At 71.3% G+C, this 24833-nt stretch carries 21 protein-coding genes and 1 pseudogene; 9 read left to right on the top strand and 13 right to left on the bottom strand.

What is annotated here, in order from left to right:
• Positions 1 to 110: 110 nt before the first annotated feature.
• The 4 genes from HUT10_RS31675 to HUT10_RS31660 form a co-directional block, all read right to left on the bottom strand.
• A complete protein-coding gene (locus HUT10_RS31675) occupies positions 111 to 1073 on the bottom strand; it encodes a hypothetical protein (protein WP_176174543.1) in 963 nt (320 codons plus the stop codon).
• Between the two features lie 45 nt (positions 1074 to 1118).
• The gene (locus HUT10_RS31670; protein WP_254897104.1) at positions 1119 to 1277 is read right to left on the bottom strand and encodes a hypothetical protein; all 159 of its coding nucleotides are present in this window, start codon (positions 1275 to 1277) and stop codon (positions 1119 to 1121) included.
• Between the two features lie 473 nt (positions 1278 to 1750).
• Positions 1751 to 2428, bottom strand: coding sequence for a copper homeostasis protein CutC (locus HUT10_RS31665; protein WP_176174541.1), 678 nt, complete (start codon positions 2426 to 2428; stop codon positions 1751 to 1753).
• 13 nt (positions 2429 to 2441) lie between these two features.
• The gene (locus tag HUT10_RS31660; RefSeq protein ID WP_176174540.1) at positions 2442 to 5213 is read right to left on the bottom strand and encodes a nitrate- and nitrite sensing domain-containing protein; all 2772 of its coding nucleotides are present in this window, start codon (positions 5211 to 5213) and stop codon (positions 2442 to 2444) included.
• 187 nt (positions 5214 to 5400) lie between these two features.
• Between HUT10_RS31660 and HUT10_RS31655 the strand changes: the two are divergent.
• Both HUT10_RS31655 and HUT10_RS31650 read left to right on the top strand, forming a co-directional pair.
• Positions 5401 to 6365, top strand: a pseudogene (locus HUT10_RS31655) (ABC transporter substrate-binding protein).
• A gap of 58 nt (positions 6366 to 6423) precedes the next feature.
• Entirely contained in the window at positions 6424 to 7809 is a 1386-nt protein-coding gene (locus HUT10_RS31650; protein ID WP_176174539.1) for an FAD-dependent oxidoreductase, read from the top strand.
• On the opposite strand, the gene HUT10_RS31645 is transcribed toward HUT10_RS31650, so the two are convergent.
• On the bottom strand, positions 7806 to 8420 hold the full coding sequence (locus HUT10_RS31645; RefSeq protein ID WP_176174538.1) for a hypothetical protein: 615 nt from the start codon (positions 8418 to 8420) through the stop codon (positions 7806 to 7808). The genes HUT10_RS31650 and HUT10_RS31645 overlap by 4 nt on opposite strands.
• Positions 8421 to 8509: 89 nt before the next feature.
• On the opposite strand from HUT10_RS31645, the gene HUT10_RS31640 reads away from it, so the two are divergent.
• The gene (locus HUT10_RS31640) at positions 8510 to 10156 is read left to right on the top strand and encodes a DNA repair helicase XPB (protein WP_176174537.1); all 1647 of its coding nucleotides are present in this window, start codon (positions 8510 to 8512) and stop codon (positions 10154 to 10156) included.
• Between the two features lie 6 nt (positions 10157 to 10162).
• Here the strand turns inward: HUT10_RS31640 and HUT10_RS31635 are convergent, their stop codons facing one another.
• Positions 10163 to 10312, bottom strand: coding sequence for a hypothetical protein (locus tag HUT10_RS31635; protein WP_176174536.1), 150 nt, complete (start codon positions 10310 to 10312; stop codon positions 10163 to 10165).
• 213 nt (positions 10313 to 10525) lie between these two features.
• On the opposite strand from HUT10_RS31635, the gene HUT10_RS31630 reads away from it, so the two are divergent.
• Together HUT10_RS31630 and HUT10_RS31625 are read left to right on the top strand one after the other, a co-directional pair.
• Entirely contained in the window at positions 10526 to 11287 is a 762-nt protein-coding gene (locus HUT10_RS31630) for a DUF4253 domain-containing protein (RefSeq protein ID WP_176174535.1), read from the top strand.
• Between the two features lie 539 nt (positions 11288 to 11826).
• The gene (locus HUT10_RS31625) at positions 11827 to 12684 is read left to right on the top strand and encodes a DUF72 domain-containing protein (RefSeq protein WP_176174534.1); all 858 of its coding nucleotides are present in this window, start codon (positions 11827 to 11829) and stop codon (positions 12682 to 12684) included.
• 92 nt (positions 12685 to 12776) lie between these two features.
• Here the strand turns inward: HUT10_RS31625 and HUT10_RS31620 are convergent, their stop codons facing one another.
• Positions 12777 to 15566: a BTAD domain-containing putative transcriptional regulator gene (locus tag HUT10_RS31620; protein WP_176174533.1), complete on the bottom strand. Its 2790-nt coding sequence runs from the start codon at positions 15564 to 15566 to the stop codon at positions 12777 to 12779.
• A gap of 74 nt (positions 15567 to 15640) precedes the next feature.
• Here HUT10_RS31620 and HUT10_RS31615 point away from each other — a divergent pair, with 74 nt between their 5' ends.
• Positions 15641 to 16570, top strand: coding sequence for an o-succinylbenzoate synthase (locus HUT10_RS31615; RefSeq protein ID WP_176174532.1), 930 nt, complete (start codon positions 15641 to 15643; stop codon positions 16568 to 16570).
• Positions 16571 to 16584: 14 nt separating this feature from the next.
• On the opposite strand, the gene HUT10_RS31610 is transcribed toward HUT10_RS31615, so the two are convergent.
• The gene (locus HUT10_RS31610) at positions 16585 to 17343 is read right to left on the bottom strand and encodes a nucleotidyltransferase domain-containing protein (RefSeq protein ID WP_176174531.1); all 759 of its coding nucleotides are present in this window, start codon (positions 17341 to 17343) and stop codon (positions 16585 to 16587) included.
• Positions 17344 to 18198: 855 nt separating this feature from the next.
• Between HUT10_RS31610 and HUT10_RS31605 the strand changes: the two genes are divergently transcribed.
• Positions 18199 to 18414, top strand: coding sequence for a PspC domain-containing protein (locus HUT10_RS31605; RefSeq protein ID WP_176174530.1), 216 nt, complete (start codon positions 18199 to 18201; stop codon positions 18412 to 18414).
• 239 nt (positions 18415 to 18653) lie between these two features.
• Complete coding sequence (locus HUT10_RS31600) at positions 18654 to 18977, top strand: hypothetical protein (RefSeq protein ID WP_176174529.1); 324 nt, start codon at positions 18654 to 18656, stop codon at positions 18975 to 18977.
• A 46-nt stretch (positions 18978 to 19023) separates the two neighbouring features.
• Here HUT10_RS31600 and groL read toward each other — a convergent pair whose 3' ends face one another.
• Positions 19024 to 20652 (bottom strand): chaperonin GroEL, encoded by a 1629-nt coding sequence (groL, locus tag HUT10_RS31595; RefSeq protein ID WP_086857657.1) that lies wholly within the window; start codon positions 20650 to 20652, stop codon positions 19024 to 19026.
• A gap of 353 nt (positions 20653 to 21005) precedes the next feature.
• Here groL and HUT10_RS31590 point away from each other — a divergent pair, with 353 nt between their 5' ends.
• Positions 21006 to 21629 carry a hypothetical protein gene (locus HUT10_RS31590; RefSeq protein WP_176174528.1) on the top strand — a complete coding sequence of 208 codons (624 nt, stop codon included), beginning with the start codon at positions 21006 to 21008 and terminating at the stop codon, positions 21627 to 21629.
• Here HUT10_RS31590 and HUT10_RS31585 read toward each other — a convergent pair.
• The 4 genes from HUT10_RS31585 to HUT10_RS31570 form a co-directional block, all read right to left on the bottom strand.
• Positions 21613 to 23091, bottom strand: coding sequence for a serine/threonine-protein kinase (locus tag HUT10_RS31585; RefSeq protein WP_176174527.1), 1479 nt, complete (start codon positions 23089 to 23091; stop codon positions 21613 to 21615). The two genes, HUT10_RS31590 and HUT10_RS31585, sit on opposite strands and share 17 nt — an antisense overlap.
• Before the next feature lie 64 nt (positions 23092 to 23155).
• The gene (locus HUT10_RS31580) at positions 23156 to 23362 is read right to left on the bottom strand and encodes a cold-shock protein (RefSeq protein WP_003085446.1); all 207 of its coding nucleotides are present in this window, start codon (positions 23360 to 23362) and stop codon (positions 23156 to 23158) included.
• Between the two features lie 112 nt (positions 23363 to 23474).
• The gene (locus HUT10_RS31575; RefSeq protein ID WP_176174526.1) at positions 23475 to 24098 is read right to left on the bottom strand and encodes an AIM24 family protein; all 624 of its coding nucleotides are present in this window, start codon (positions 24096 to 24098) and stop codon (positions 23475 to 23477) included.
• A complete protein-coding gene (locus HUT10_RS31570; RefSeq protein WP_176174525.1) occupies positions 24098 to 24775 on the bottom strand; it encodes a TIGR00266 family protein in 678 nt (225 codons plus the stop codon). Before HUT10_RS31570 ends, HUT10_RS31575 begins: the two co-directional genes overlap by 1 nt.
• Between the last annotated feature and the right edge of the window lie 58 nt (positions 24776 to 24833).

Genomic DNA, 24833 nt, shown 5'->3' with positions numbered 1-24833 from the left:
TGCCGAGAAGCATAAGAAGCCGAGATCGCGCCGAGGAACCTACTTTTGTCTGAGCTTCGACGGATCCCATTTTCATTTTCCGGCGGGTTTACCTTCCCATGGCAAACCGATTATTGTCCGGAATGCCCGACCGTTTCGACCCGTTCGACGAGCGCCCGCGCGTCCGCGTTGCCGGAGAACCGGCGGGCGGCCCGCGCCAGCGAGTCCAGCCGCTGCCGCACCCGCGGCGACCGCAACGCGCCGGCCAGCTCGACCGCCTCTTCGCCGACCGTGGTGGCGATGTCGAGATCGCCGTCCAGCGCGTGCACGGTGGCCAGCCAGATCAGGGTCAGCGAACGGCTGCGCGTCATGCCACGCGGGTAGCCCCTGATCGCCTCGACGAGGGCGGGGATCCCGTCGCGGCCGTGGCGGACGTCGACCACCTGCGCCAGCTCGCCGTGCACCGTCCCGACCATCGCCGCCATGTCGGTGGCCCCGAAGAACGCCGCCCACGGCGACGGCTCGCGCCCCTCGGCCTCCGCGAACTCCTGCCGGGCGCGGCGCAGGTAGGTCAGCGCTCCGCTGACGTCGGCCTTCATGGCGTGCGCCCACGCCTGGTTCGCCGACAGGATCGCCTGGGCCAGCTTGGAGTGCGCCGACACCGCCGCCTCCCGGCCCCGCGCGAACTCCAGCAGCGCCGCGTCGACCGCGCCGTAGTGCAGGTGCAGCCGCCCGACGCGGTAGCGGATGTTGGCCTGGAGGTCGTCGTTGCCCGCTTCGACGGCCAGTTCCAGCGCGCGGGCGAACGCCTCCAGCGCGGCGGCCGAGCGGTCCTGGTCGAAGTTCGTCCAGCCCGCCAGGTTGTACAGGTCGGCCACCGCGGTGTAGAGCCGCGCCAGTACGACCGTTTTCGTCACGCCGTCCAGCAGGGCCACCGCGGCGGGCAACCTCGATTCCACGGCGGCCCGGCACGAGCCGCCGCCGTAGCGGTAGTCCAGGGCCCGGAGCTCCGCGACGCTGTCTTCGAGCTGGCGCACGTCGGCGAGACCCACGCGCGCACCGCGCCGTTCTTCCCGCCCGTCACTGCCGGTCATGGCAGCCCTCCGTCCGTAGAGAGCTGCCGATCGGGGCAGCTCCGCTCATTCCCCGCCGGACCGGGCCGGAGCTCGTTCCGTCGGGGGATTGGCGCCGGGGAACACCCCGGCGGCGGTCAGCACCACACCCGTGGCGGTTTCCGCGATCTTGACGACGGCCAGCACCCCGGTGAGGGCGAGGGAACCGCCGAGCCCCAGTTTCACGAATTCGGCTTCCGAGGTTTCGGTTCCGCGTTGACGCGGTATCGCGCCGGTCACGATTCCGCCTTCCGGCTCAGCGCGGCCACGCCCGGGCGGCCGCCACGGGGAATCAACCGGCCCCAGGTGAGTGATATCCACCTGATTGTCGGAGTCCTGGTTTCCTGCTGTCCACGCAACGAGTTCTCGAACTGAATACGCGCGCACACGGCGCCGCCTCCCGCACTGCAGATCGATTCCTTGAAGATCGGCCGGATCGCGAAATGCGGGACAACCGTAGCCACCCGGCTGCCGGAAAATCAGCCACCAACCAGGTCAAAGCTGGAAACGCCCGTGCAGCGGCACGCGCAGCCGAGCACTGCGCTCTGCACCGGCCGGATGCATTTTCACGCGCCGCCCCACGATTGCCGACCGTGCGCGAAAAAGTCGGCAGAAATCGTTCTACTCCGCCGATTCGACGTGGGATTTGCGACGTCGCTTCAGGATTTGACGAGATCGACCCAGGTGCGCACGGCGTGCGCGTCGACCGGCGCCTGCCAGCCACCCGGCCGCACCGCGCTGCCGACGTGGAACCCGCGCACCCCGCCCGCGCGCAGGAGGTGCACCTGCTGGGCGCGCAGGCCACCGCCGACGAGCAGCTCCGGCCCGCCGTCGCGCTGCGCGAGCCGCTGCAGCACCGAGAGGCCGCTCGCCACGCCGTTCGGGTGACCGGCGGCGAGCACGGTGTCACAGCCGAGCCCGGCCAGCTGGTCGTAGGCGCGCAACGGGTCGCGCGTGCGGTCGATGGCGCGGTGGAACGTCCACGGCAGGCCGTCGACCTCCTTGATCAGCGCCTCGCAGGCGTCGAGGTCGATCTCGCTGTCGACGTTGAGGAAGCCGAAGACGAACTCCCGCGCGCCCGCGTCGATCAGCCGGGCCGTGTCCGCGCGCAGGCCTTCCAGGTCGCCGACGGCGAAGGAACCGTTGTCCCGCAGCATGACCCGCACCGGGAGGTCGGTCGCCGAAAGCACGTCACGCAGGGTCTCGACCGACGGCGTCAGGCCGTCCTGCGCCATGTCCGCAACCAGTTCGAGGCGGTCGGCCCCGCCCGCCTGCGCGCTTTCGGCGTCCGCCGCGTCCAGCGCGATCACTTCCAGCAGGGGCGTCTTCGAGCTCATGCCTCAATCCGTTTCACTGGTTCCGGGTGTCGTCCCCCCTCGCATGCCGCCCTCGCCGGAAGCCGCCTTGAAGGCTCGTCATCCGCTCGCGCACCGCTTCCGGGGAAAGAGAGAGTATCGGCCGCTGCTCCGGCACCGATCCCGGGCTGGCCGCGGAATCCAGCGGCTGCAGGAACGGCCAGGTGTCCTCCGCGCCGTCCTCCTGCTCCAGTTCGGCGGGGGTGGGCCAGGCGTACACCGGCTCGGGCGGGGCGGGCGGCGCGACGGGTGTCAGCCGCGGTTCGGTGTCCTCGTCGTCCGGGTTCGGCACGCGGATTTCACCAGAAAGCGGTGTCTCGACGGGCGCCGGAGCGTGGTTCTCCCGTTGCGGCGGCGCTTCGGGAGCCGCGATCTCCCGGGACAGCGGGGGCGGGGGCGGCGGCGGTGCGGCGAGGGCGTGCCGCGGCCGGGGCTCGGCCGGCCGCGGCGCCTCGGCGACCGGGCGCGGCTCGGCCGGCTTCCGCGGCTGCTCGGGCGCGGCGGAGGCGTCGAACCAGCGGGACAGGACGTCCCGGTAGGCCGGCATCCGCTCGGTCGGGGCGTCGAGGTCAAGGTGGGCTTCCTCGTCCGCGGTCGGCCACTCCGGTGCGTGGTCGCGGGCCACCACCGGCGCCCGGCGCGGCGGGCCTGCCTCGATCGACGGCGGTGACAGCTCTTCCGGCTCCGGCTCGGGTTCGGGCTCCGGCGGCGTCAGCGGGGCGAGCGGCGCCAGCAGCTCCGGTTCCGGGGCGGCGGCAGGCTCCGCGGGCGGGGGCGGCGCCGGCATCGGCGGCAGCTCGACGATCAGGGCCGCGGGCACGAGCACGGTCGCCACCAGCCCGGATTCCGTGCCCGCGCTGAGGCTGACGTCGATGCGGTGGCGTGTGGCCAGCGTCGCGACGACGAACAGGCCCATCCGGCGCGACACCTCGACGTCGACGTCCGGCGGGTGCGCGAGGCGGGAGTTGGTGCGGTCGATCTCCGCCTGCGGCATGCCGGCGCCGTGGTCGATGATCTCGATCTGCCAGTCGCCGTCGTGGGTTTCCGCGCTCGACACGGTGACCACCTCGTCGCCGGAGTAGCGCGTCGCGTTCTCCAGCAGCTCGGAAACGACGTGCACGAGGTCGTTGACGGCCTCGCCGCGGACCGCGACCTGCGGGGCCGGGCCGAGCTCGATCCGCTGGTAGTGCTCGACCTCCGAGAGCGCGGCGCCGATGATCTCGTCGGCGGACACCGGGCCGGCGTCCTCGCGCGCGGAGTCGTGCCCGGAGAGCACCAGCAGGTTTTCGCTGTTGCGCCGCATCCGCGTCGCGAGGTGGTCGAGTTCGAAGAGCCCGGCGAGGGTGTCCGGGTCCTGCTCGTCGGCCTCCATCCGGTCGAGCACCGACAGCTGCCGTTCGACGAGGTCCTGGCTGCGCTGCGAGAGGTTGACGAACATCGCGTTGACGTTCTCGCGCAGCATGGCCTGTTCGCCGGCGAGCCGGACGGCCTCGCCGTGCACCGCGTCGAACGCCCTGGCCACCTGGCCGAGCTCTTCGCGGGTGAACACCGGAACGGGCGCGACGGCGAGCCGTTTTCGCAGGTTCTCCGGGGCGGGCTCGGGATCGGTGAGCAGGTTCTGCACGGCCGCGGGCAGCCGGTGCTCGGCCACTTCGAGCGCGGTCCGGCGCAGGATCCGCAAGGGGCGCAACAGGGAGCGCGCGATGACCACCGACAGCACGCCGGCGACGAGCAGGACGCCGAGGACCACGCCGCCGTCCCACAGCGCGGCCGTGCGGGCCTGGGCCGCCAGCGCGTCGGTGCGTTCCTGCAACTGGACCAGCAGCGCCTGCTGCACCTGGTGGGCCAGGTTCACCGTTTTCGTCGCCGAGATGTCCCACTGGTTCGGGTCGAGACCCGAGAGGTTCTGGCCGTTTTCGGTGCGGGTGAGCGCGGATTCGACCAGGTCGTTGCCGATGTCGACGACCAGGCCGATCACCGTGTCGTCGAACATCCGCTGCTGGTCGGGGGTGGCGAAGGTGCGGTAGTCGCTGCGCGCGGCGGCCAGTTCGGCTTCCGCGCCGAGCAGGGCGCGCGTGCGGTCGCGGTTGAGCGTGCCCGCCGCGAGCGCCTCGGCCATCACCGCGCGCTTGACCGACATCTGGTCCTTGATCCGGGCCAGTGCGTTGCCCGCCAGCCGCATCCGCGCCAGCTCCGGGTCGGAGACGTCGGCCGCGGCGGAGTCGCTGATGTCGAGCAGGCCGGAGATCAGCTCGCTGTACGAGCGCAGCACGGCGTCGGCGGGAAACGCCGAGTGCTCCGCGGAAAACCGCAGGCCACCGAGCACGCGCAGCCGGTCGTCGGTCTGCTGCAGGCTTTCCGCGGCCTTCGCGTCCAGCCGCGGCCTGCTCTCGGCGAGCGTCCGCTCGAACGCGCCGATGGCCTGGTCGACTCGGGTGCGCTGGCCGGTGAGCTCCGCGGTGTCGCCCTGGCGGTTCTGCGCAACGAACCGGACGGTGAGGTCGCGCTCGCGTTGCAACTCGTGCAAGGCTTCGGCGACGGTGCTGTCGACCCGGCCGCGCGTCGCGAACTCGGCGAGCTGGCGGGCGTCGCGCAGGTCGGAGCTGATCCGCAGGCCGACGAGCGCGATCACGGCCAGCGCGGGGATGAGGAGGACGGCGAAGAGCTTCGTGCCGAGACGCCAGTTGCGCAGCCGCCACCGGCCGCCCGCCGGACGCGGATCCGCCGCGTCGCCGCCCTTGCGGGGACGCTTGTCGCGACGGGTCACCTGGTTTCCTTTTCCGCCGCGGGCGGGAACCCGCGGATCGAACGACACCTCGAACCTACTGGACGGTAGCCCGCCCCATGAAGATCCGAAAGCCGCGCCGGCACGTTACGGCCCTGCCCGCGATCGTATGGGGCCTGGACCATACGATCCAGCACGAGAACGAGATTCTCGCGGTAGGTGAAGGCTCATGATCGGACGCGGACTGCTGATTCCGCTGGTAGCGGCGCTTCTGGCGACCGCGGGGTGCAGTGTGTTCTCTTCCGGCACCCCCGCGGCCCCGCCGCCGCTGGAGCGGACCACGCTGCGCGTCGGTGTGGGCAACGCCATCGACACGGCCCCCTGCGGATCGCCGTCGCGGCCGGGAAATTCGGTTCCGCGGGGCTGACCGTGCAGCTCGTCGAGCTCGGCGCGGACGACGGGCTGGCGAAGCTGGCCGCCGGCGACCTCGACGTCACCTTCGCCTCCGACATCGCGATCTTCCGCGCCGCGGCCGGCGGGACGGCGTTGCAGCTGCAGGGCGAGGCCTACACGTCCGGGCCGAACACGATGGCGCTGGTGACGTTGCCGGACTCGGACTACACCGTGCCGACGGCGAAGAAGTCACCCGAGATCGCGGTGAACACGCTGGACGACGTCGGCGCGCTCGTCGCGCGGTCGGTGCTGGTCACCGCGGGCGTCGACCCGGCGAAGATCAAGTTCAAGGCCATCCCGTTCGACCGGATGCCGCAGGCGCTGCAAGCCGGCGACGCCGACGCGGCGCTGATGATCGAGCCGTACATCACCCGCGCCGAGAAGGATCTCGGTGCGCACATCCTGGCCGACGGCGCCCGCGGGTCGACGCTGGACTTCCCCCTCTCCGGCTACGCGGCGGCCAAGCCGTTCGCGCAGGCCAACCCGCGGACCCTGCGGGCGTTCCGCACCGCACTCGGCGCCGCGCAGCAGAGCGCGACGGACCCGGCGACCGTGCGTGACGCGCTGCCGAAGTTCTCCGACATCGACGCGACCACGGCCGCGCTGATCTCGCTCGGCTCGTACCCGGCGTCGCTCAACGGCATCCGGCTGCAGCGGGTGGCCGACCTGATGCACAACTCGGGCCTGCTGGCCGACCGCCTCGACGTCCAGGGCCTGCTCCCCGACCAGACCGGATATTAGCTACCGCCAAAATTGCACTTGGTCTACTTTTGCACTCAGTCTACTGGAGGAGTGCGCGATGACCGACGTCCTGATCGCCGGAGCCGGGCCAACGGGCCTGCTGCTGGCCGCCGAACTCGGTTTGGCCGGCGTGAGCGTGACCGTGTTCGAACGGCGGTCCGGGCCGGGGCTGCCGCGGCCGGTCGGGCTCCAGCCGCGGACCGCCGAGCTGCTGGACCTGCGTGGCCTGGGCCCGGCCGACCACGAGGTCGACGGCCCCAGCGGGCACTTCGCCGGGTTGCCGGTGCCGCTCGACCACAGCGTCTGGCAGACCCGCCACCCGCGGGTGCTCAACCGGACCCAGGACGACGTCGAGGCGATGCTGGCCGAGCACGCGGCCGGGCACGGCGTGGTGATCGACCGCGGGCACGAGGTGACCGCGGTCGAGGCCGACGCGGACGGCGTCACGGTCGACGGTGTCCGGGCCCGCTGGCTGGTGGCCTGCGACGGTGCGCACAGCACGGTCCGGCGGCTGCTCGGGGTGCCGTTCCCCGGCCGCACCGAGACCTACGTCGCCACGCTGGCCCACATCCGGCTGGCCGCCGCGTCCGAGCTGGTCCCCGCCCGCGCGGGGCACTTCGGCCAGGTGACCCGGCAGGTCGACGGCTACTGGTCGATGCTCACCCCGCTCGACGACGGCGGCCACCGGTTCGTCTTCGGCACCACGGCGAAGCAGCCCGGCCGCGACGCGCCGGTGTCGGACACCGAAGTCACCGAAGCCCTGACAGCGCTGTACGGCGCCGAGACGCGGCTGGGCGAGGTGTACGGCGCTTCGCGGTTCAACGACGCGACACGGCAGCTGGAGCGGTACCGGCACGGCCGCGTGCTGTTCGCCGGCGACGCCGCGCACATCCACCCGCCGCTCGGCGGCCAGGGGCTCAACCTGGGCGTCCAGGACGCGATGAACCTCGGCTGGAAGCTGGCGGCGACCGTCCGCGGCACCGCGCCGGCCGGGCTGCTGGACACCTACCACGCCGAACGCCACCCGGCCGCCGCCCGGGTGCTGCGGCACACCGCGGCCCAGCGCGTCTTCACCGCGCCGGACCGCAGCGAGAACGTCGAGGCGCTGCGCGAGATCGTCATCGACCTCATGCGGCTGCCGGACGCCAACCGCTACTTCAGCGGGCTGCTGTCCGGCCTCGGCCTTGACTACCCCGGCGCGCACCGCGTCCCGGACCTCGACCTGACGACGGCGGCCGGGCCGACGCGGCTCTCGGCGTTGCTGCACGGCGGCCGCGGGCTGCTGCTCGACCTCGGCGACCACGCGCTGCCGCCCGGCCGCACCGGCCGGGTCGACGTCGTCCGCGCGGCAACCGGCGCGGCGGAGTACCGGGGCCGGCTGCTGCTCGTGCGGCCGGACGGGTACGCCGTCGACCCGGCCGAGCTGAGCCGGTGGTTCGGCTAGATGTTCTCGCCGGTCTGGATCAGGCACACGGTCCGGGCCGGCGGGCCGGAGTAGCTGAACACCTTGTCGGCGCCTTCGCACTTGTCGTCGCGGCCGTAGCCGGAGAGGATCTCGACCCGCTCCCGCGCCGCCGGGTCGGTGCAGAGGACCTTGGCGATGGTGCTCTCGTCGTCGACGTCACGCAGGCAGTCGCCGGCCTTGACGTTCAGGGCCAGGCAGAGCGTCAGCGCGGAGCCGGAACCGAGCCGGAACCGCACGTAGTCCCCGGAACCGCACGGGTAGGACCCGCCGCGGTAGGTGTCCTCGACCTTGTAGGTCGCGTTGTTCGCGGAGCAGCCGACGCGGTGGTAGGCGAGCTTGCCGGTGCTCTCGCGCGTCAGGTACAGGCAGTCGCCGTCCGACGGCGGCCCGCTGCGGTCGGACCAGTAGATGGCCATCGCGCCGAGCGCGCCCAGGCCCAGCGCGGCGACCACGCACGCGACCAGGGTGATCTTCACCTTCGTCGTGAACCAGTGCGGGATGGGCTGCTGCCCCGGTACCGGCGGCATCGGCGCGGGCTGCGGGTAGCCCGGCGACCGGAACGGGTTGTCGTCGAACGGCGGTGTGGTCAACGTGCCTCCCAGTGATCCCCTCGGCACCTCGTCCCACCGGCGGACCCGCGAGCGGAGCGGACCGGAGCGAGGCACGTATAACAGTAGTTGTGACTGATGGCCCGCTGATCGTCCAGTCCGACAAGACCGTGCTCCTGGAGGTCGACCACCCCCAGGCCGACGACGCGCGGATCGCGATCGCGCCGTTCGCCGAGCTCGAGCGCGCGCCGGAGCACGTGCACACCTACCGGATCACGCCGCTGGCCTTGTGGAACGCCCGTGCCGCCGGCCACGACGCCGAGCAGGTCGTCGACGCGCTGACGACGTACTCGCGCTTCCCGGTGCCGCAGCCGCTGCTGATCGACGTCGTCGACGTGATGGGCCGGTTCGGGCGGCTGCAGATCGCCAACCACCCGGCGCACGGGCTGGTGATGTCGACCACCGACCGCGCGGTGCTGGCCGAGGTCGTCCGGAACAAGAAGATCAGCCCGATGCTGGGCGCCCGGATCGACGAGGACACGGTGATCGTCCACCCGTCCGAGCGCGGGCGGCTGAAGCAGGCGCTGCTGAAGGTCGGCTGGCCGGCCGAGGACCTCGCCGGGTACGTCGACGGCGAGGCGCACCCGATCGCGCTGGAGGAGACGGACTGGCAGCTGCGCGACTACCAGCGCCAGGCGGCGGAGGCGTTCTGGGCCGGCGGCTCGGGCGTCGTCGTGCTCCCGTGCGGCGCGGGCAAGACGATGGTCGGCGCGGCGGCGATGGCGCGCGCCGAGGCCACCACGCTGATCCTGGTGACGAACACGGTGGCCGGGCGGCAGTGGAAGCGCGAGCTGATCGCGCGCACGTCGCTGACCGAGGAGGAGATCGGCGAGTACTCCGGCGAGAAGAAGGAGATCCGGCCGGTCACCATCGCCACCTACCAGGTGATCACCCGCAAGACCAAGGGCGAGTACAAGCACCTGGAGCTGTTCGACTCCCGCGACTGGGGCCTGGTCGTCTACGACGAGGTCCACCTGCTGCCGGCCCCGGTGTTCCGGATGACGGCGGACCTGCAGTCCCGCCGCCGCCTGGGCCTGACGGCCACGCTGGTGCGCGAGGACGGCCGCGAGGGCGACGTGTTTTCGCTGATCGGGCCGAAGCGCTACGACGTCCCGTGGCGCGACATCGAGGCGCAGGGCTGGATCGCGCCGGCGGAGTGCACGGAGGTCCGCGTCACGCTGACGGACGCGGAGCGGCTCGAGTACGCCACGGCGGAGGCGGACGAGCGCTACAAACTGGCGGCCACGGCGTTGACGAAGACCCCGGTGATCAAGTCGATCGTGGCCAAGCACGCGGGCGAGCCGACGTTGGTGATCGGCGCGTACCTCGACCAGCTGGAGATGCTCGGCGACGAGCTCGACGCCCCGGTGATCCAGGGAGCGACGCGCAACAAGGAGCGCGAAGAGCTATTCGACAAGTTCCGCCGCGGCGAGATCCGGACGCTGGTGGTGTCGAAGGTGGCGAACTTCTCGATCGACCTGCCGGAGGCCTCGGTGGCGATCCAGATCTCGGGCACGTTCGGGTCGAGGCAGGAGGAGGCCCAGCGGCTGGGCCGCTTGCTGCGCCCCAAGGGGGACGGCAGGCAGGCCCACTTCTATTCGATCGTTTCGCGCGACACGGTGGACACGGAGTACGCCGCCCACCGGCAGCGGTTCCTGGCGGAGCAGGGGTATGCGTACCACATCGTGGACGCGGACGACCTGCTCAGGCCGCTCTGAGCGGGGTCAGCCGAAGAACTTCCGAACGCTCTCGATGAGCCGCGCCGGGGTGGACTTGCCCTTCGGCGCCCAGCCTGGGAACAACGCCTGACCGTCCGGCGCCGCCCGGCTGCCGTGCAGCTGGTCTCCGTCCGAGGTGTGCGCGGTTCCGGCCACCGAACCCGATCCGCGCAAGTGACCGGCGTGCCACCCCTTCGGCGCAGTGGCGTGTCTCAGCAACATCTTGCGTCACACGTGCCCCAGCAACGCCCTGACCTGCATATTTGCGGATTCACTCGAACGGATGAGCGGTCAAAACGCTGGAAATTGTCGGACCCTCGAACTACTGTTCGAGATGCAGGAACCGAACACAAGTTCGAGGGGACGTCCATGACGATCGCACCGCTCCGCCCCGGTACGCCGGCACCCCCGGTCCAGACGCTGCCACCCGGCTCGTGGCACGGCCGGCTGTGGGTGTCCGACCTGCCGCTGACCCGGCCCGAGCGCTACCTGGGCTGCGTGGCCGAGTTCGAGCGGTCCGGCCTGTGGCCGGTGCTGATCCCCCACGACCAGCGTTTCGCGGCCAACGGCGAGGACTGGATCGACGACCGGGGCAGGCTGGCCCCGGCAGGCCACCGAGTGGCAACGGCAGACGCGGCGGGGGCCTTGTCCCGCTGGTGGGACACCTCCTGCTGCGACGGCGCGTGCCTGAGGCCGTTCGGAGCACGGTTCCCGGGGCTGGCCAAGCGCAGCCCACGCAGGTCGGACCCGTTGGCGGAGGCGGGCAACACGGGATCGATCCTGGCAACCCGGGCCCCGCACCGCTTGGGCCTGGTCCAGACCGAGCGCCCGGCGGACATCCCGGCCCTGCTCGGCTGGACGGGGATGATCAAGTGCACGGACCAGGTGGCCGAGCTGTCGGCGGTGCTGCGCAGCTGGGAGGACAGGTTCGGAGCAACGTTGGTGGTGTTGGGGTTCGACGCGATGGAGCTGTCGGTGGCGGCCCCGCCGAGAAACCAGGCACGGGCGCTGACGGTGGCGGCGGAGCACCGGGCGTTCAGCTTGCCGACGTTTGCCGGGCAGCCGGGGAATCTGCGGGAGTACGCGTCCGGGTTGGTGCAGTCGCGGCATTGGAGGTTCTCCTGGGCTTGAGTTGGGTGCGCCGGGTTGGGGCCGGCCGCGGGACCGGGCCGGGGAGGCCGGGGTCGAGGGCCAAAGGGACGGGGGCCGGGGCCGGTAGTCGGCCGGCAGCGGGCAACCAACGCCCCAACCACCCCAAAAGAGCTGGGTGGTCATCCCGTCGCCTGAGGCCGTCAAATCACTTTGAGCCAGGCCCGCAACCCAAAGCCCAAGGCGAGAAAACAACCCAACCTTGCGGGCCTGGCTCAAAGTGATAGGCCTCAACCAGGCGACGGGATGACCACCCAGCGACCCAAGAACAAAAGGCGAGCCAAAAGCCAAACCCAAGGCCATCCCAGAGCCTGCCCGTCCGGCGAGGACAGTCTTTCCCCACGGCAGACCCACACGGCAGACCACCCACGGCACACCCGAACCCCGGCAGCGCCAAGCACGAGTAAGACACCCGTCCCCCAACCTGGGTCACCCGTCCCAACTCCCGGCCCACCAGCCCCACCGCCCCCGAGTTTGGCCCTCCAAACAACCGGGAACCACCGGAAAGAACCGGAGAGGCGGTGAGACAGATAGCCGAAATCCGAATAGGCACCTCAGGCTGGCGCTACCCCCCGTGGCGCGGCGTCTTCTACCCACCCGGCCTACCCCAGAGGCGAGAACTCGAGTACCTCTCGAGACGCATGAACGCCGTCGAAATCAACGGCTCCTTCTACTCCCTCCAACGCCCCGAACGCTTCCGGGCCTGGTTCGACGAAACCCCCGCCGACTTCCTCTTCGCCGTCAAAGGCGGCCGCTTCATCACCCACATGAAGCAGCTCCGCAACGTCGAGACCGCCCTGGCGAACTTCTACGCCTCAGGCGTCCTCGCCCTGGGCGCAAAACTCGGCCCCTTCCTCTGGCAGCTCCCACCCAGGCTCACCTTCGACCCCGACCGGCTCGAGAACTTCTTCGCCCTGCTCCCCCGCACCACCGAGGAAGCCGCGCGGCTGGCCAAGAACCACGACGAGAAGCTCAAAGGCACCCCGCACCTCGAAGCCGGCGAGAAACGGCCGTTGAAGCACGCCCTCGAAGTCCGCCACCCGAGCTTCGCCGACCCGGCCGCCAAACGCCTCCTCGAAGAACACCGCATCGCCCTGGTCGTCGCCGACACCGCCGGCAAGTGGCCGTTCCTCGAAGACCAGACCGCCGATTTCGCCTACGTCCGCCTCCACGGCGACGAAGAGCTCTACGTCAGCGGCTACTCCGACCGCGCCCTCCGCACCTGGGCCGAAAAGATCCGCACCTGGCACGACGACGGCCGCCGTGACGTGCACGTCTACTTCGACAACGACGTCAAGGTCGCCGCTCCGCGGAACGCCGAATGCCTCGCCGACCTGCTCGGCGTGGCCCCCGAAAACAGGACAGTGAGTGGACAGTGAGCGCAGTGGGCTTCACTGGCCCGTGCGGGCCGGACCGGCTCGCGTGCTGCCGCTGGGGGTCGGCACGTGCGCCGGTCCGGAGCCGAATACCTCTACGCCCCCACCACGACCAGGGCCGCGAGCTTCGCCCGCACGTCGTCCGCGTCCGGGTGGCCCAGCTCCGTCAGCAGCCGCACCGACCGCAGCCAGCACTCGCGGGCCAGCGCCGCGTCGCCGTGGCGGAGGTGGATCGTGCCCAGCTGGGCCAGGACGTCCGCCGCCTCGTACTGCTCGTCCATCGCGAAGAACATCTCCACCGAGTCGTGGATGCAGGCGATGCCCTCCTCGAACCGGCCGAGGCCGATCAGCGCCAGGCCACGCGTGTGCTGCGTGAACCGCGTGTCCACCGGGCGCCCCTCCGGGTCCAGGATCGCCAGCGCCGCGTCGGCCAGGCGCAGCGCCTGCTCGTGATCGCCCATCGACGTGCAGATGTCGCCCAGCGCCCGCAGCACGCTCGCCTCGAAGTGCCCCAGCCCCAGCTCGCGGACGATCGCCAGCGCCTGCACGCCGTGCTCGTACGCCCAGGCGCAGTCATCGAGGTTGTGCGCCGCCATCGCCAGGTTGTACTGCGCCCGCGCCTCGCCCTCGCGCGCCCCGAGCTCCCGCTGGATCGCGAGCACCTGCTCCAGGTACCGCCGGGACTCCGCGTACTGCCGGGCGACGCCGTTGACGACGCCGAGCCCGCTCAGGATCCCGGCCTCGCCCGGGCGGTGGCCGCTCGCCCGCGCGGCTTCGAGCGCCACCGCGAACACCGACCGCCAGTCGTCGAGCCGCGAGCGCGTCACGAAGTAGCTCTGCAGCAGCCAGGCGAGCTTCCAGCAGACGTCGTCGCGGCCCCGGCGCCGCGCCAGGTGCACCGCGGCGATCAGATTGCCGTACTCCTCGCCGAACCAGTCCAGCGCCTCGTGGTACGACCCGAAGACCGCCCCGCCTTCGAGGTCGTCGAGCTCCAGCAGCCGGTAGTAGCGCTCCGGCCGCATCAGCCGTGACGCGTTCAGCGCCGACGCCAGGTACCAGCCCAGCAACCGGTCCAAAGCGGCGTCGCGCTCCGAAGCCGAATCGACCTGCGAAGCCGCTTCGCCCGCGTACGCCCGGATGAGGTCGTGGAACTGGTAGCGGCCCGGGCGCGGCTGGGCGAGCAGGTGCGCGGCGGCCAGCGTCTCCAGCATCGGCCGGGTCGCGGCGACGTCCAGCCCGGCGACCGCGGCCGCCGCCGGCACGGTGAAGTCGACGCCGGTGGACAGGCCGAGCAGCCGCAGCAGCCGGGCCGTCGACGGCGGCAACGCCTGGTAGGAGTAGGAAAACACCGACCGGATGTTGGTGCCTTCGCCGTCGCCGAGGTCGAACGAACCGAGCACGTCGCTGTCGAGGGAGCCGACGAACTCGTCGAGCGGCAGGTCGGGGAACGCCGCCGCGCGCACGGCGAGGATCCGGATCGCCAGCGGCAAGCCGCCGCAGTAGCGCACGAACCGCTCGGCCGCCGCCGGATCCCGGGCGACCCGGTCGTGGCCGATCGTGGCCGCGAGCAGTGCGACGGCGTCCTCGTCACCGAGTTCCTCCAGCGCGATCCGGCGCGCGCCGTGCGTCGCGACCAGCGCGCGCAGCTGCCAGCGGCTGGTGATCACGACCAGGCAGCCGGGCCCCGGCAGCAGCGGGCTCACCTGCTCGGTCCGGTTGGCGTTGTCGAGCAGGACGAGCAGCCGCCGTCCCGCGGTGTGCGTCCGCCAGCTCGCCGCGCGGCCGTCGAGGTCGCCGGGGATCTGATCGCACGGGACGCCGAGGGCGGTGAGCATGGCCTCCAGCGCCGCCGACGGCTCGACCGGCTCGCCAGGGCCGTAGCCGCGCAGGTCGAGGTGGACCTGCCCGCCGGGGAACCGGTCCGCGACCTCGTGCGCGAAGTGCACGGCCAGTGTCGTCTTGCCGATGCCGCCCATGCCCTCGACGGACGCGATCGGCGTCGACGCGCCGGCGTCGGCCACCTCCGGCAGCAGCGCGTGCAACGCCTTGAGGTCGCACTCGCGCCCGGAGAAGCCCCGCAGGTCGGCGGGCAGCTGGTGCGGCACCTGCGGCTCGACGCCGAGCCGGTAACGCGCCGGCGTGGGCGCCGCGCCGGCGCCGGTCAGGATGGCCTGGCGGGTGCGCTGCAGCGACGGCCCGGGGTCGAGCCCGAGCTCGTCGGCCAGCACGCCGCTGATCCGGCGGTACACCTCCAGCGCCTCGGCCTGACGGCCCGACCGGTACAGCGCGGTCATCAGCTGCTCGTGCAGCCGCTCCCGCAGCGGGTTCTCCCTGGTCAGCCGGGTGAGCTCGGGGACGACGGTGCCGTACTCGCCGACTTCGAGCAGCGCGTCGGCCCACTGCTCGCGCACCCGCAGCCGTTCCTCGGCCAGCTGGCCGGCCTCGTCGCGGTGCAGCGCGTCGGACTCGACGTTCAGCAGCGCCGGACCGCGCCACTGCGCGAGCGCGTCGGCGAAGTGCGCGGCCGCGCGGCGGCTCTCGCCGCGGTCCATCGCCGCCTTGCCGCGGACGGCCAGCGCGCGGAAGCGGGTCAGGTCGAGCAGGTCGTCGTCGAGTTCGAGGCGGTAGCCGCCGCTCTCGGTGCGGATGGCGACCTGGTCGCCGAGGGCGCGGCGCAGGCGCAGCACGTACGTCTGGAGCGCGCCCTTGGAGCGGCGGCGGTCGTCGGCCCAGAGCCAGCGGCCGAGCTCGTCGACCGGCACGACCCGGTTCGCGCGCAGCAGAAGGCCGGCCAGCACGATCAGCGGCCGGCTGCCCCCGAGCGGTACCGGGCGGCCGTCGGCCGTGACCTCGGCCGGACCCAGCACGCGGAAGTCGAGGACCACCGACCCATTCTTGCCCGAAACGCGCAGTTCGGCACCTGTTTGCGAGCCGCGGCACGGTGGCATGATCGGCCTCGATGAAGGTCTACGCGATCCCCCTGCGCACCCGGTTCCGCGGCATCACCGTCCGTGAGGGCGTGCTGCTGCACGGCCCGGCGGGCTGGGGCGAGTTCTGCCCGTTCGCCGACTACTCCGACGCCGAAAGCGTGCCGTGGCTGCGCGCCGCACTGGAGGCGGCCGAGACCGGCTGGCCCGCGCCGGTCCGCGACCGGATCGAGGTGAACACCACGGTGCCGGTGGTCGAGCCGGCGAAGGCGCACGAACTGGTCCGCGCCTCCGGCTGCCGGACGGCGAAGGTGAAGGTCGCCGACCCGCGCGTCTCCCTGGCCGACGACTGCGCGCGCGTGGAGGCGGTCCGTGACGCGCTCGGCCCCGGCGGAGCGATCCGCGTCGACGCGAACACGGCGTGGGACGTCGACACGGCGGTGCGCGCGCTCACGGACCTCGACAAGGCGGCGGGCGGGCTGGAGTACGCGGAGCAGCCGTGCCCGTCGATCGAGGACTTGGCCGCGGTCCGCCGCCGGGTCGACGTCCGGATCGCGGCCGACGAGTCGATCCGCCGCGCGGAGGACCCGCTCAAGGTGGCGGTCGCCGGAGCGGCGGACATCGCGGTCCTGAAGGTCGCCCCGCTCGGCGGCGTGCGGCGGGCGCTGGAGGTCGCCGAGGCGTGCGGGCTGCCGTGCGTGGTGTCGTCGGCGGTGGAGACGAGCGTGGGCCTGGCGGCCGGACTGGCACTGGCGGGCGCGCTGCCGTCACTGGAATTCGCTTGTGGACTCGGGACGCTTTCGTTGCTGGAGGGGGACGTCTGCGAGTCCTCACTGTCCCCTGTGGACGGATACCTGCCGGTCTTGCGCTCTGCCCCGGAACCCGGCGCGGAGTACGCGGCACTGCCCGGGGTTTCGGCGGCGTGGGAAGCCCGGCTGAGCCGGGTCCGCGCGCTGAGCTGAGCGCGGACCCGGCGTCAAGCCGCGGCGTAGGCGTGCACCAGCCACCGGTTCACCCAGTCCCGATCGGGCTCTTCCGGCAGCGGCGACGCACCTCGGGTGAGCCGGTCGAGCCGGTCTTCCAGCTCGGCCGCCGCGGCGATGGCTTCGTCCTGGGTGTGCTTCCCGCGCCGCAGGTCGCGAAGCCAGCTCAGCCACGGTTCGGGGATCGGCAGCGTCATCCGGCCGGTCTCCAGCAGCTCGACGCCCTGGACCCCGAGACGGACCATGTGCATCGCGTACTTCGTGTCGAAGCCGTACTTCGCGATGAGTTCGGGCCGGTTGACCTTCAGCGAGCCTTCGAGCATCCGGGCGCGCTGCGTCCGCAGGTACCCGGCGAACCGCAGCCCGGCCTGCCGCGAGACGATCCGGCCGGAGTTGGCCCGCAGGTCGTGGCCGAGCTCGGTGATCGCGACGATCTCGTTGGCGGGCACGAACAACGGCAACAGGACGGTGGGGTTCCCGCTGAGCGCGAGGCGCATCCACTTGCGCAGCGAGTAGACGATGAGGTCGAGGTCGCCAGGCCCGGACCGCACACCTTCGGGCTGGGTGCGGAAGACGTACTGCTCGAACCGCTTCAGCCCGCTGACGTACTCGGCGGGTTCGACGCACAGCCCCATTTCGTCGCGGTCGTCCTGACCGTCGACGGCGGTCCCGTGCAGCCCGGACCCGACCTGGCACCGCAGGATGGTGCCCTGCGCGGCGATCGCGGCGAACTCGGGGGTGTCGTGCTTCATGGTGACCAGTTGTAGCTCGCCGGCCGTGGGTCGGGCACCTGATTTTCCTGCGGCAGGGCGAGTTCGCCTCAAGAGATCCCCCGCCGCAGACTCCGGTGCGGCTGCCCCGGGTGCGCTGCCGTTTGCGGCGGCGGCCCCAGAAGGTCCAGACATCCCCGCCACCCCCAGGGGCCTCCCCGGCTCCATCCTATCGACCCCCACCCACAAAGCCGGAAAAGTCCGATTTCATCGGCCGCCTGTCCACACCCCCGGCGACCTATCTGCCGCGGCAGACGCTTCCAGGCCGGCAGAAAAGAATGTCCTCGCCGGACGGGCAGGCTCCGGGATGACCACAGGGAGCGCTTCCCTCTCACCTTCGCGGGTAAGCCGCTGGGTGGTCATCCCGTCGCCTGAACGAGGCCTATCACTTTGAGCCGGGCCCGCAAGCTTGCGTCTTCACCCGCCTTCGCCCTGGGGTTGCGGGCCCGGCTCAAAGTGATTTGACGGCCTCAGGCGACGGGATGACCACCCTGCTCCTTGATTTGGGGGCATCACCCGGTCACTGACCGAGTTACGCACTACTCGTCTAGGGGTACCGGCGGCCGACACCGCCGTTTTGCGGCGGGGCGGCGCGGATGGCCACCGACATGGTCATGATCGGCGATCGCCCGCGGAGGCCGCGGCCCGGGGCGGTGCCCGGACACTGGAAAAGCGACCTGATCATGGGGTGCGCTCAACCGCACGGCGATCAGGGACAACCGGGGCGCGACAAAGCTCCCCCGCGCCCCAGCCGGGGGAGCCCCCGAGGGCAAGTTCAGGGTCGGGGTCCGGGCCGTTCCCGATGTGGGTCACCGCCCCGGGAGACACCATTGAGCCATGACGAACAGCGTGTACACCCCGGAAACCAAGAAGCTCCGCCGCAGCCGGAGCGACAAGATGCTCACCGGTGTCTGCGGTGGGTGGGCCACCTACCTCGGCGTCGATGCCAACGTCCTGCGGATCGGCCTCGTCGCCGCCGTTTTCCTCTCCGTCGGGATCGCCATTCCGATCTACGTCGCCGCCGCCATTCTGACGCCCGAAGAGGACTCCTGACCTCTGGCGGGCGCGGGCTCGCAGGGGGAGCCGGCGCCCGCCGGATGAACCGGGGTCGCTGAAAGCGCCCGCGTCGGGGGATGCGGGTCGAGGGGAATGCCGCCGTCGGGGGACGCGGTGAATCACCGGAAGAACGGCCCAGACGCCAGGGGACGTCCGGGCCGTTCGGCCGTGGGCGATGGGCCGGACGGCCCAAAACCACGACGCGAATCCCGTTCGAGGGGTTAGGGTTCGCGCTCGTGGATCACGGAAACACCGCGGCGAAGGTCGTCGTCGGGCTTTTGGGCGGGTTGTACCTGATCGCCGGGCTCGGACTGACCGCCTTCGCCGGCTACGCGGTCCTCTCCGGCGGTGACGCCGGTGGGGCCAAGGCCGCCAGAGTCGTGCTCTACACCGCCGCCGGGCTGGCGATCTGGGTCATGCTCACCGGGATCAGCGCCATCGTCGTCGGCCTGGAAGCCGGCCGGAAGAGCACCGCCTGGCTCGGGGGCCTCGGCGTGCTCGCGCTCGGCGTCGTCGTCACCGGCGCCTACGCCGTGTGGTTCTTCACGAAGCCGTCATAAGAAAAAGCCCGGCCCGCCGAAGCGGACCGGGCTTTTCCCGGGTGGATCAGAAGTCCATGCCACCCATGCCACCGGACGGGTCGGCGGGAGCGGCCGAAGCCTTCTCCGGCTTGTCCGCCACGACGGCCTCGGTGGTCAGGAACAGCGCCGCGATGGACGCGGCGTTCTGCAGCGCGGAGCGGGTGACCTTCGTCGGGTCCGGCACGCCGGCGGCGAGCAGGTCCTCGTAGACACCCGTGGCGGCGTTGAGGCCGTGACCCTGCGGCAGGCCCTTGACCTTCTCCACCACGACGCCGCCCTCGAGGCCGGCGTTGATCGCGATCTGCTTGAGCGGGGCCTCGACGGCCACCTTGACGATGTTGGCGCCAGTGGCCTCGTCGCCCTCGAGCTTCAGGCCCGCGAACGCGGCTTCGGCGGCCTGGATCAGGGCCACGCCACCACCGGCGACGATGCCCTCTTCCACGGCGGCCTTCGCGTTGCGCACCGCGTCCTCGATGCGGTGCTTGCGCTCCTTGAGCTCGACCTCGGTCGCGGCACCGGCCTTGATGACGGCGACGCCGCCGGCCAGCTTCGCGAGCCGCTCCTGCAGCTTCTCGCGGTCGTAGTCCGAGTCCGAGTTCTCGATCTCGGCGCGGATCTGGTTGACGCGACCCTGGATCTGGTCGGCGTCGCCCGCACCCTCGACGATGGTCGTCTCGTCCTTGGTGATGACGGCCTTGCGGGCCTTGCCCAGCAGGGACAGGTCCGCGTTCTCCAGCTTGAGGCCGACGTCCTCGGAGATGACCTGGCCACCGGTCAGGATCGCGATGTCCTGCAGGATCGCCTTGCGGCGGTCACCGAAGCCCGGGGCCTTGACGGCGACGGACTTGAAGGTGCCGCGCATCTTGTTGACGATGAGGGTGGCCAGGGCCTCGCCCTCGACGTCCTCGGCGATGATCAGCAGCGGCTTGCCGGACTGGATGACCTTCTCCAGCAGCGGCAGCACGTCCTTGACGGTGGAGATCTTGGAGCCGAAGAGGAGGATGTACGGGTCCTCGAGCTCGGCTTCCTGACGCTCCGGGTCGGTCACGAAGTAACCGGAGATGTAGCCCTTGTCGAAGCGCATGCCCTCGGTGAGCTCGAGCTCGAGGCCGAAGGTGTTGCTCTCCTCGACGGTGACGACGCCTTCCTTGCCGACCTTGTCCAGCGCCTCGGCGATCAGCTCGCCGATGGTGCGGTCAGCGGCCGAGATCGAGGCGGTAGCAGCGATCTGCTCCTTGGTCTCGATCTGGACGGCGGCCTTGTGCAGCTGCTCGGTGACGGCCTCGACGGCCGCCTCGATGCCACGCTTGAGGGAGATGGGGTCGGCGCCGGCGGCGACGTTGCGCAGCCCCTCGCGGACGAGGGCCTGGGCGAGCACGGTGGCGGTGGTGGTGCCGTCACCCGCGACGTCGTCGGTCTTCTTGGCGACCTCCTTGACGAGCTCGGCCCCGATCTTCTCCCACGGGTCCTCGAGCTCGATCTCCTTGGCGATGGAGACACCGTCGTTGGTGATGGTCGGCGCGCCCCACTTCTTTTCGAGCACGACGTTCCGGCCCCGCGGGCCGAGGGTCACCTTGACGGCTTCGGCGAGGGTGTTCAAGCCGCGCTCGAGACCGCGGCGGGCGTCCTCGTCGAACGCGATCAGTTTGGCCATTGCGGTGTGGTCCTCCGGTATTGGGCGCAGCCGCCGCGCTGTCTTTCTGCAGCGGCGGCAGCAGGACTCTTCCTCGGCCAGGCTCGGTGCCCGCGACGGACGACTGGACCCGGGTGGGGGTTCAGCCTCACCGTCCCGACCTTTGGCACTCGACGGCGTCGAGTGCCAAGACCGTGTTTAGCACTCTCGGGGGGAGAGTGCAAGAAGCCCAGCTCAGCGTCGCTCGATCAGGAGCGCCTGGCAGTGGCACCGTCGGGTCGGTTCGGCGATGGAGATCACCGTCGAGGCGGGCCGCGGCGCGGGCCTCAGTGAAACACACAGTCCTGGCCCAGCGACTACCCCGCATGGTCGGTATGGAAGTCGTCGTCGCCCAGCTGGTCGCCCGCGCTCTGACTGTCGACTCCGAAGAGGGAAGCAGTCTCCCCTGGCTGTCGGCTCGGTCTCGGCTCAAGAAGCGTCTCCGGGAAGCGCTCGGGACGGCTCCCGAGGAGCCGCTGGGCGTGCTCGAATCGGTCATGGCGGAAGCGGATCTCAACGCTTTCGACGCCCGGAGATCGAGCTTGCGTTGGGGCCGGGCCTACTACCTCCTCGGTGTTCCGGCGGTGATTCTCGCGACCATCGCCGGGGCCACCGGACTCGCGACTGCGGCAGGGCGGGTCGCCGCCGCCGTCATAGCCCTGGTCTCAGCTGGACTCTCCGCCGCTGCCACCTTCCTCAACAGCCAGGAGCAGCGAAAGGCCAGCGGACGACTGTGCGCAGCCTGGCAAGAGCTGGCCGACGACGCGCGAATGGAGCTAATCCAGCGAGCGCAGGCGCTGAAGACGGGCACTCCTGGCGACGATGTGTTCGGGACGACCTACTGGGAGAAGGTCCTCGAACTCCACCGCAGGAAGGGTTACCTTCTCCGCGGCGATCTGGCCCCCGAGCAGATCACCACCGACCGCGCTCGCCCGGAGCCGCTCAGGAGCTCGGCTTGATGCTGATCGACGTCGGCGGCGCGTTCAGCGACGAGGGGCTGTTGCTCTGCGAGTCACCCGGCCCGACCGGGATGTTCGGCGCGGGAGTCTGGCTGCCACCACCGCTGCCGCTGTCGCCGAAGAGGAAGATCGCTCCCACGATCAAACCCGCCACGACCACCAGGCCGAGCACGAGGAAGATCCACTTCTTGCCGCCGCCGCTCTTCGGCTGCTCGAACGCGCCGGCGCCGCCCGCGGGCATCGGCGGGCGCAGCCGCATCGGGTCCTGGCCGTAGCCCGGCGGGGGCATGCCCGGCACGCCCTGCTGCTGCGGGTAGCCGTACCCCGGGGGCGGGCCCTGCGGCGGCATGCCCTGCGGCATCCCGGGCGGGCCCTGCGGAGCGCCCTGCTGGGGGTAGCCGTAGCCGGGCGGCGGGCCCTGGGGCGGCGGGCCACCCGGCCCGTGCGGCCCCTGCCCGTAACCGGGCTGCTGCTGTCCTCCGTACGGGTGCACGGGGGCCCCCTCTCCCTGCGGTGCGCTGTTCTGGTGCGGCCCCTGTTGTACCTGACCAGCACGCTGCGGCGCGGGGATTCCGCCCGAATGGGACCCCGGCGGGCCCGGTGGGGTGTCCGACGTCGCCAGCGGGCCGAGCGCGCGGCGCGCGGCCGCCACCATCTCGACGCAGCTGGGGTAGCGGTCGGCCGGGTTCTTGGCCATGCCGCGCCGGATCACCTCGTCGATCGACGGCGGCAGCGCGACGACGCGGGAGATCGACGGCGGCTCGCCGTTGAGGTGGCCCTTGATCACCGTCGGGACGTCACCCTTGAACGGCGGGCTGCCGGTGAGGCAGGCGTAGAGGACGCACGTCAGCGCGTACTGGTCGGTGCGCCCGTCCAGCGGCTCCCCGCGCAGGTGCTCGGGAGCCGCGTACGTCGGCGAGCCGAGGAAGTCGCCGCCGCGCGTCCGGTGGCCGGTCGCGCCGCGCCGGGTCAGCCCGAAGTCGGCGACGTACACGTGCTCGCGCGAGGTCTCCTTCTTCGTCACCAGCACGTTCGCCGGCTTGACGTCGAGGTGGACCAGACCGCGGTTGTGCAGGGTGTCGAGGGCGTCGGCGACCTGGTCGAGCATCGTCAGCGCACGCGCGGGCGCGATCGGGCCCCCGGAGATCAACCCGGCGAGATCGCCGCCGTCGACCATCCGCATGGCGATGTAGAGCATGCCGTCGAGTTCGCCGAAGTCGTACAGCGGCACGACGTTGGCGTGGTCGATCGCCGAGGTGTTGCGCGCCTCGTCGACGAACCGCTCGCGGAACTCGGCGTCGGTCCCGAGGTGGTCACCGATGACCTTCAGGGCCACCTTGCGGCCGAGCCGCACGTCCGTGGCCTTGTAGGTCACGCTCATGCCGCCCTTGCCGAGCACCCCGTCGATGCGGTAGTTGCCCAGCCGGCGACCGGTGAGGTCCCCCGACACATCGCCTGTCACGCCCGCAGCCTAACGCCCCTGGTTCGACGCCTGCCGGGGGTTCACCGATCAGCGGAGGAGCGTGTTACGAAACCTTTCGGACGTCGGCTGCCTGGCTACGACCGTCGCGGCCCGACTGCACTTCGAACTCGACGCGGTCGCCTTCGTCCAGAGTGCGGAATCCTTCGGACTGGATGGCCGAATAGTGGACGAACACGTCCGGCCCCTCCGTGGATTCGATGAACCCGTAGCCCTTTTCCGAGTTGAACCATTTGACGGTGCCGACAGCCACGGCGCCCTCCCTCAGCACAAAGGATCCGCTGGCCCGAGCGGAGGCCAGCGGCGGAAGTGCCAATCACGCTACCGGAATTATTGTCCGCGGCAATGGGCAATTCGTCCGAAGATCACGAACCCGAAAGGCGTCTGTTCCGCGCGTGCACGAGCACGGTACCCGGGCCCGCGAAGTCGAGCGCCAGCCCTTCGCCGGTGCGCAGCGACTGCGGCCCGCCCGGATCGAGCGCCCGCAACCGGCACTGGATGGTGTCCGGGTAGGCCAGCAGGTAGTCCGGCCGGACCGTGACCAGCTCGCCCTGGCCGAGCTCGAACGCGTCCACCGGGCCCGGTGCGGCCAGCACGAGCGGCCCGGTCCCGCTGTAGTGCTCGAGGAAACCCGAGTCGGCGCCGAAGAGCTGCTGCAGCGGCACCCACCCGGTGTCGTGCCGGACCGACGAAGGTCGCACCAGCACCGCGTCCCGGTGCACCGACCAGCCCGTGCCGCCGCCCACTTCGAGCGGGTAGACGTCGCCGGGGCGCAGCGGCGCGAAGTCGATCCAGCCACCGTCGGAGGGCGCGGTGTAGACCGCGACCGTGCTCTTGCCGGTCCGGACACCGCTGCGCGTCGCCGGCGTCTCGGTGACCCCGAACCGGCTGGCCAGCAGGGTTTCCGGCGCGGCACGCACGGCCTCGCCCGGGTCCAGCAGGACGCGGGCGACGCCGAAGACCGGTGTGTGCCTGGTCTGGACGCGCATCAGCGTGACGGGACGTGGGAGATGATCCAGCTGATCAGCGCGGACGGGTTGCGCGTCTGCGTCATGATCTGGCCGGGGCCGACGAAGTCGAAGACGAGCCCTTCACCGCTCTTCATCGACTGGATGATGCCCTGCGCCACCTTCCGGATCTGGTACTGCACGGTGTCGGCGTAGGCGACGACGTGCCCGGTGTCGATGGTCATCATCTCGCCCTGCTGCAGCGTGATGGTCTCGACCGCGCCGTAGCAGGAGACGAGCAGCTGGCCCTGACCGGTGGCGTGGGTCAGGAAGCCGCCCTCGCCGCCCATCAGGTTCTTCATCCCGCCCCACTTGGTCTCGGTCTGCACGCCGTGCGACGACGCGAGCCAGCAGCCGCGGGTGACGGCCCAGCCGGTGCGGCCGTCGAGGGTGATCACCTGGATGTCGCCGGGCAGGTTGGCCGCGACGTCGACCCAGCCGCCGTTCGGCGGGGCGGTGAAGGTGGAGATGAAGAAGGACTCGCCGGAGAGGAACGCGCGGCCGAGGCCCTTCATGATCCCGCCCTGCGCCTGCGACTGGACCTGCACGCCGTAGCTGGTGGCCATCATCGCGCCGGACTCGACCTGGCACGGCTCGCCGGGCGCCAGCATCAGCCGGGCGACGGCGAACGATGGCTGTTGACGGATTCCGACCTGCATGCGTGCTCCCCATCCGGCGTGCCTGTGACGGGGCAGAGTCTTGCACGCCCGCCCATGG

Source organism: Amycolatopsis sp. Hca4 (assembly GCF_013364075.1).
In the GTDB taxonomy this organism is placed as follows: domain Bacteria; phylum Actinomycetota; class Actinomycetes; order Mycobacteriales; family Pseudonocardiaceae; genus Amycolatopsis.
The sequence above is the reverse complement of the archived record's forward strand: the minus strand, read 5'-3'. Positions and strand labels throughout refer to the sequence as shown.

What these genes read in the sequence shown, in the direction of transcription:
- HUT10_RS31675 (WP_176174543.1), bottom strand. Translation starts at nt 1,073, where the DNA reads ATGACCGGCAGTGACGGGCGGGAAGAACGGCGCGGTGCGCGCGTGGGT.
- HUT10_RS31665 (WP_176174541.1), bottom strand. Translation starts at nt 2,428, where the DNA reads ATGAGCTCGAAGACGCCCCTGCTGGAAGTGATCGCGCTGGACGCGGCG.
- HUT10_RS31650 (WP_176174539.1), top strand. Translation starts at nt 6,424, where the DNA reads ATGACCGACGTCCTGATCGCCGGAGCCGGGCCAACGGGCCTGCTGCTG.
- HUT10_RS31630 (WP_176174535.1), top strand. Translation starts at nt 10,526, where the DNA reads ATGACGATCGCACCGCTCCGCCCCGGTACGCCGGCACCCCCGGTCCAG.
- HUT10_RS31615 (WP_176174532.1), top strand. Translation starts at nt 15,641, where the DNA reads ATGAAGGTCTACGCGATCCCCCTGCGCACCCGGTTCCGCGGCATCACC.
- HUT10_RS31610 (WP_176174531.1), bottom strand. Translation starts at nt 17,343, where the DNA reads ATGAAGCACGACACCCCCGAGTTCGCCGCGATCGCCGCGCAGGGCACC.
- HUT10_RS31605 (WP_176174530.1), top strand. Translation starts at nt 18,199, where the DNA reads ATGACGAACAGCGTGTACACCCCGGAAACCAAGAAGCTCCGCCGCAGC.
- groL (WP_086857657.1), bottom strand. Translation starts at nt 20,652, where the DNA reads ATGGCCAAACTGATCGCGTTCGACGAGGACGCCCGCCGCGGTCTCGAG.
- HUT10_RS31590 (WP_176174528.1), top strand. Translation starts at nt 21,006, where the DNA reads ATGGAAGTCGTCGTCGCCCAGCTGGTCGCCCGCGCTCTGACTGTCGAC.
- HUT10_RS31575 (WP_176174526.1), bottom strand. Translation starts at nt 24,098, where the DNA reads ATGCGCGTCCAGACCAGGCACACACCGGTCTTCGGCGTCGCCCGCGTC.
- HUT10_RS31570 (WP_176174525.1), bottom strand. Translation starts at nt 24,775, where the DNA reads ATGCAGGTCGGAATCCGTCAACAGCCATCGTTCGCCGTCGCCCGGCTG.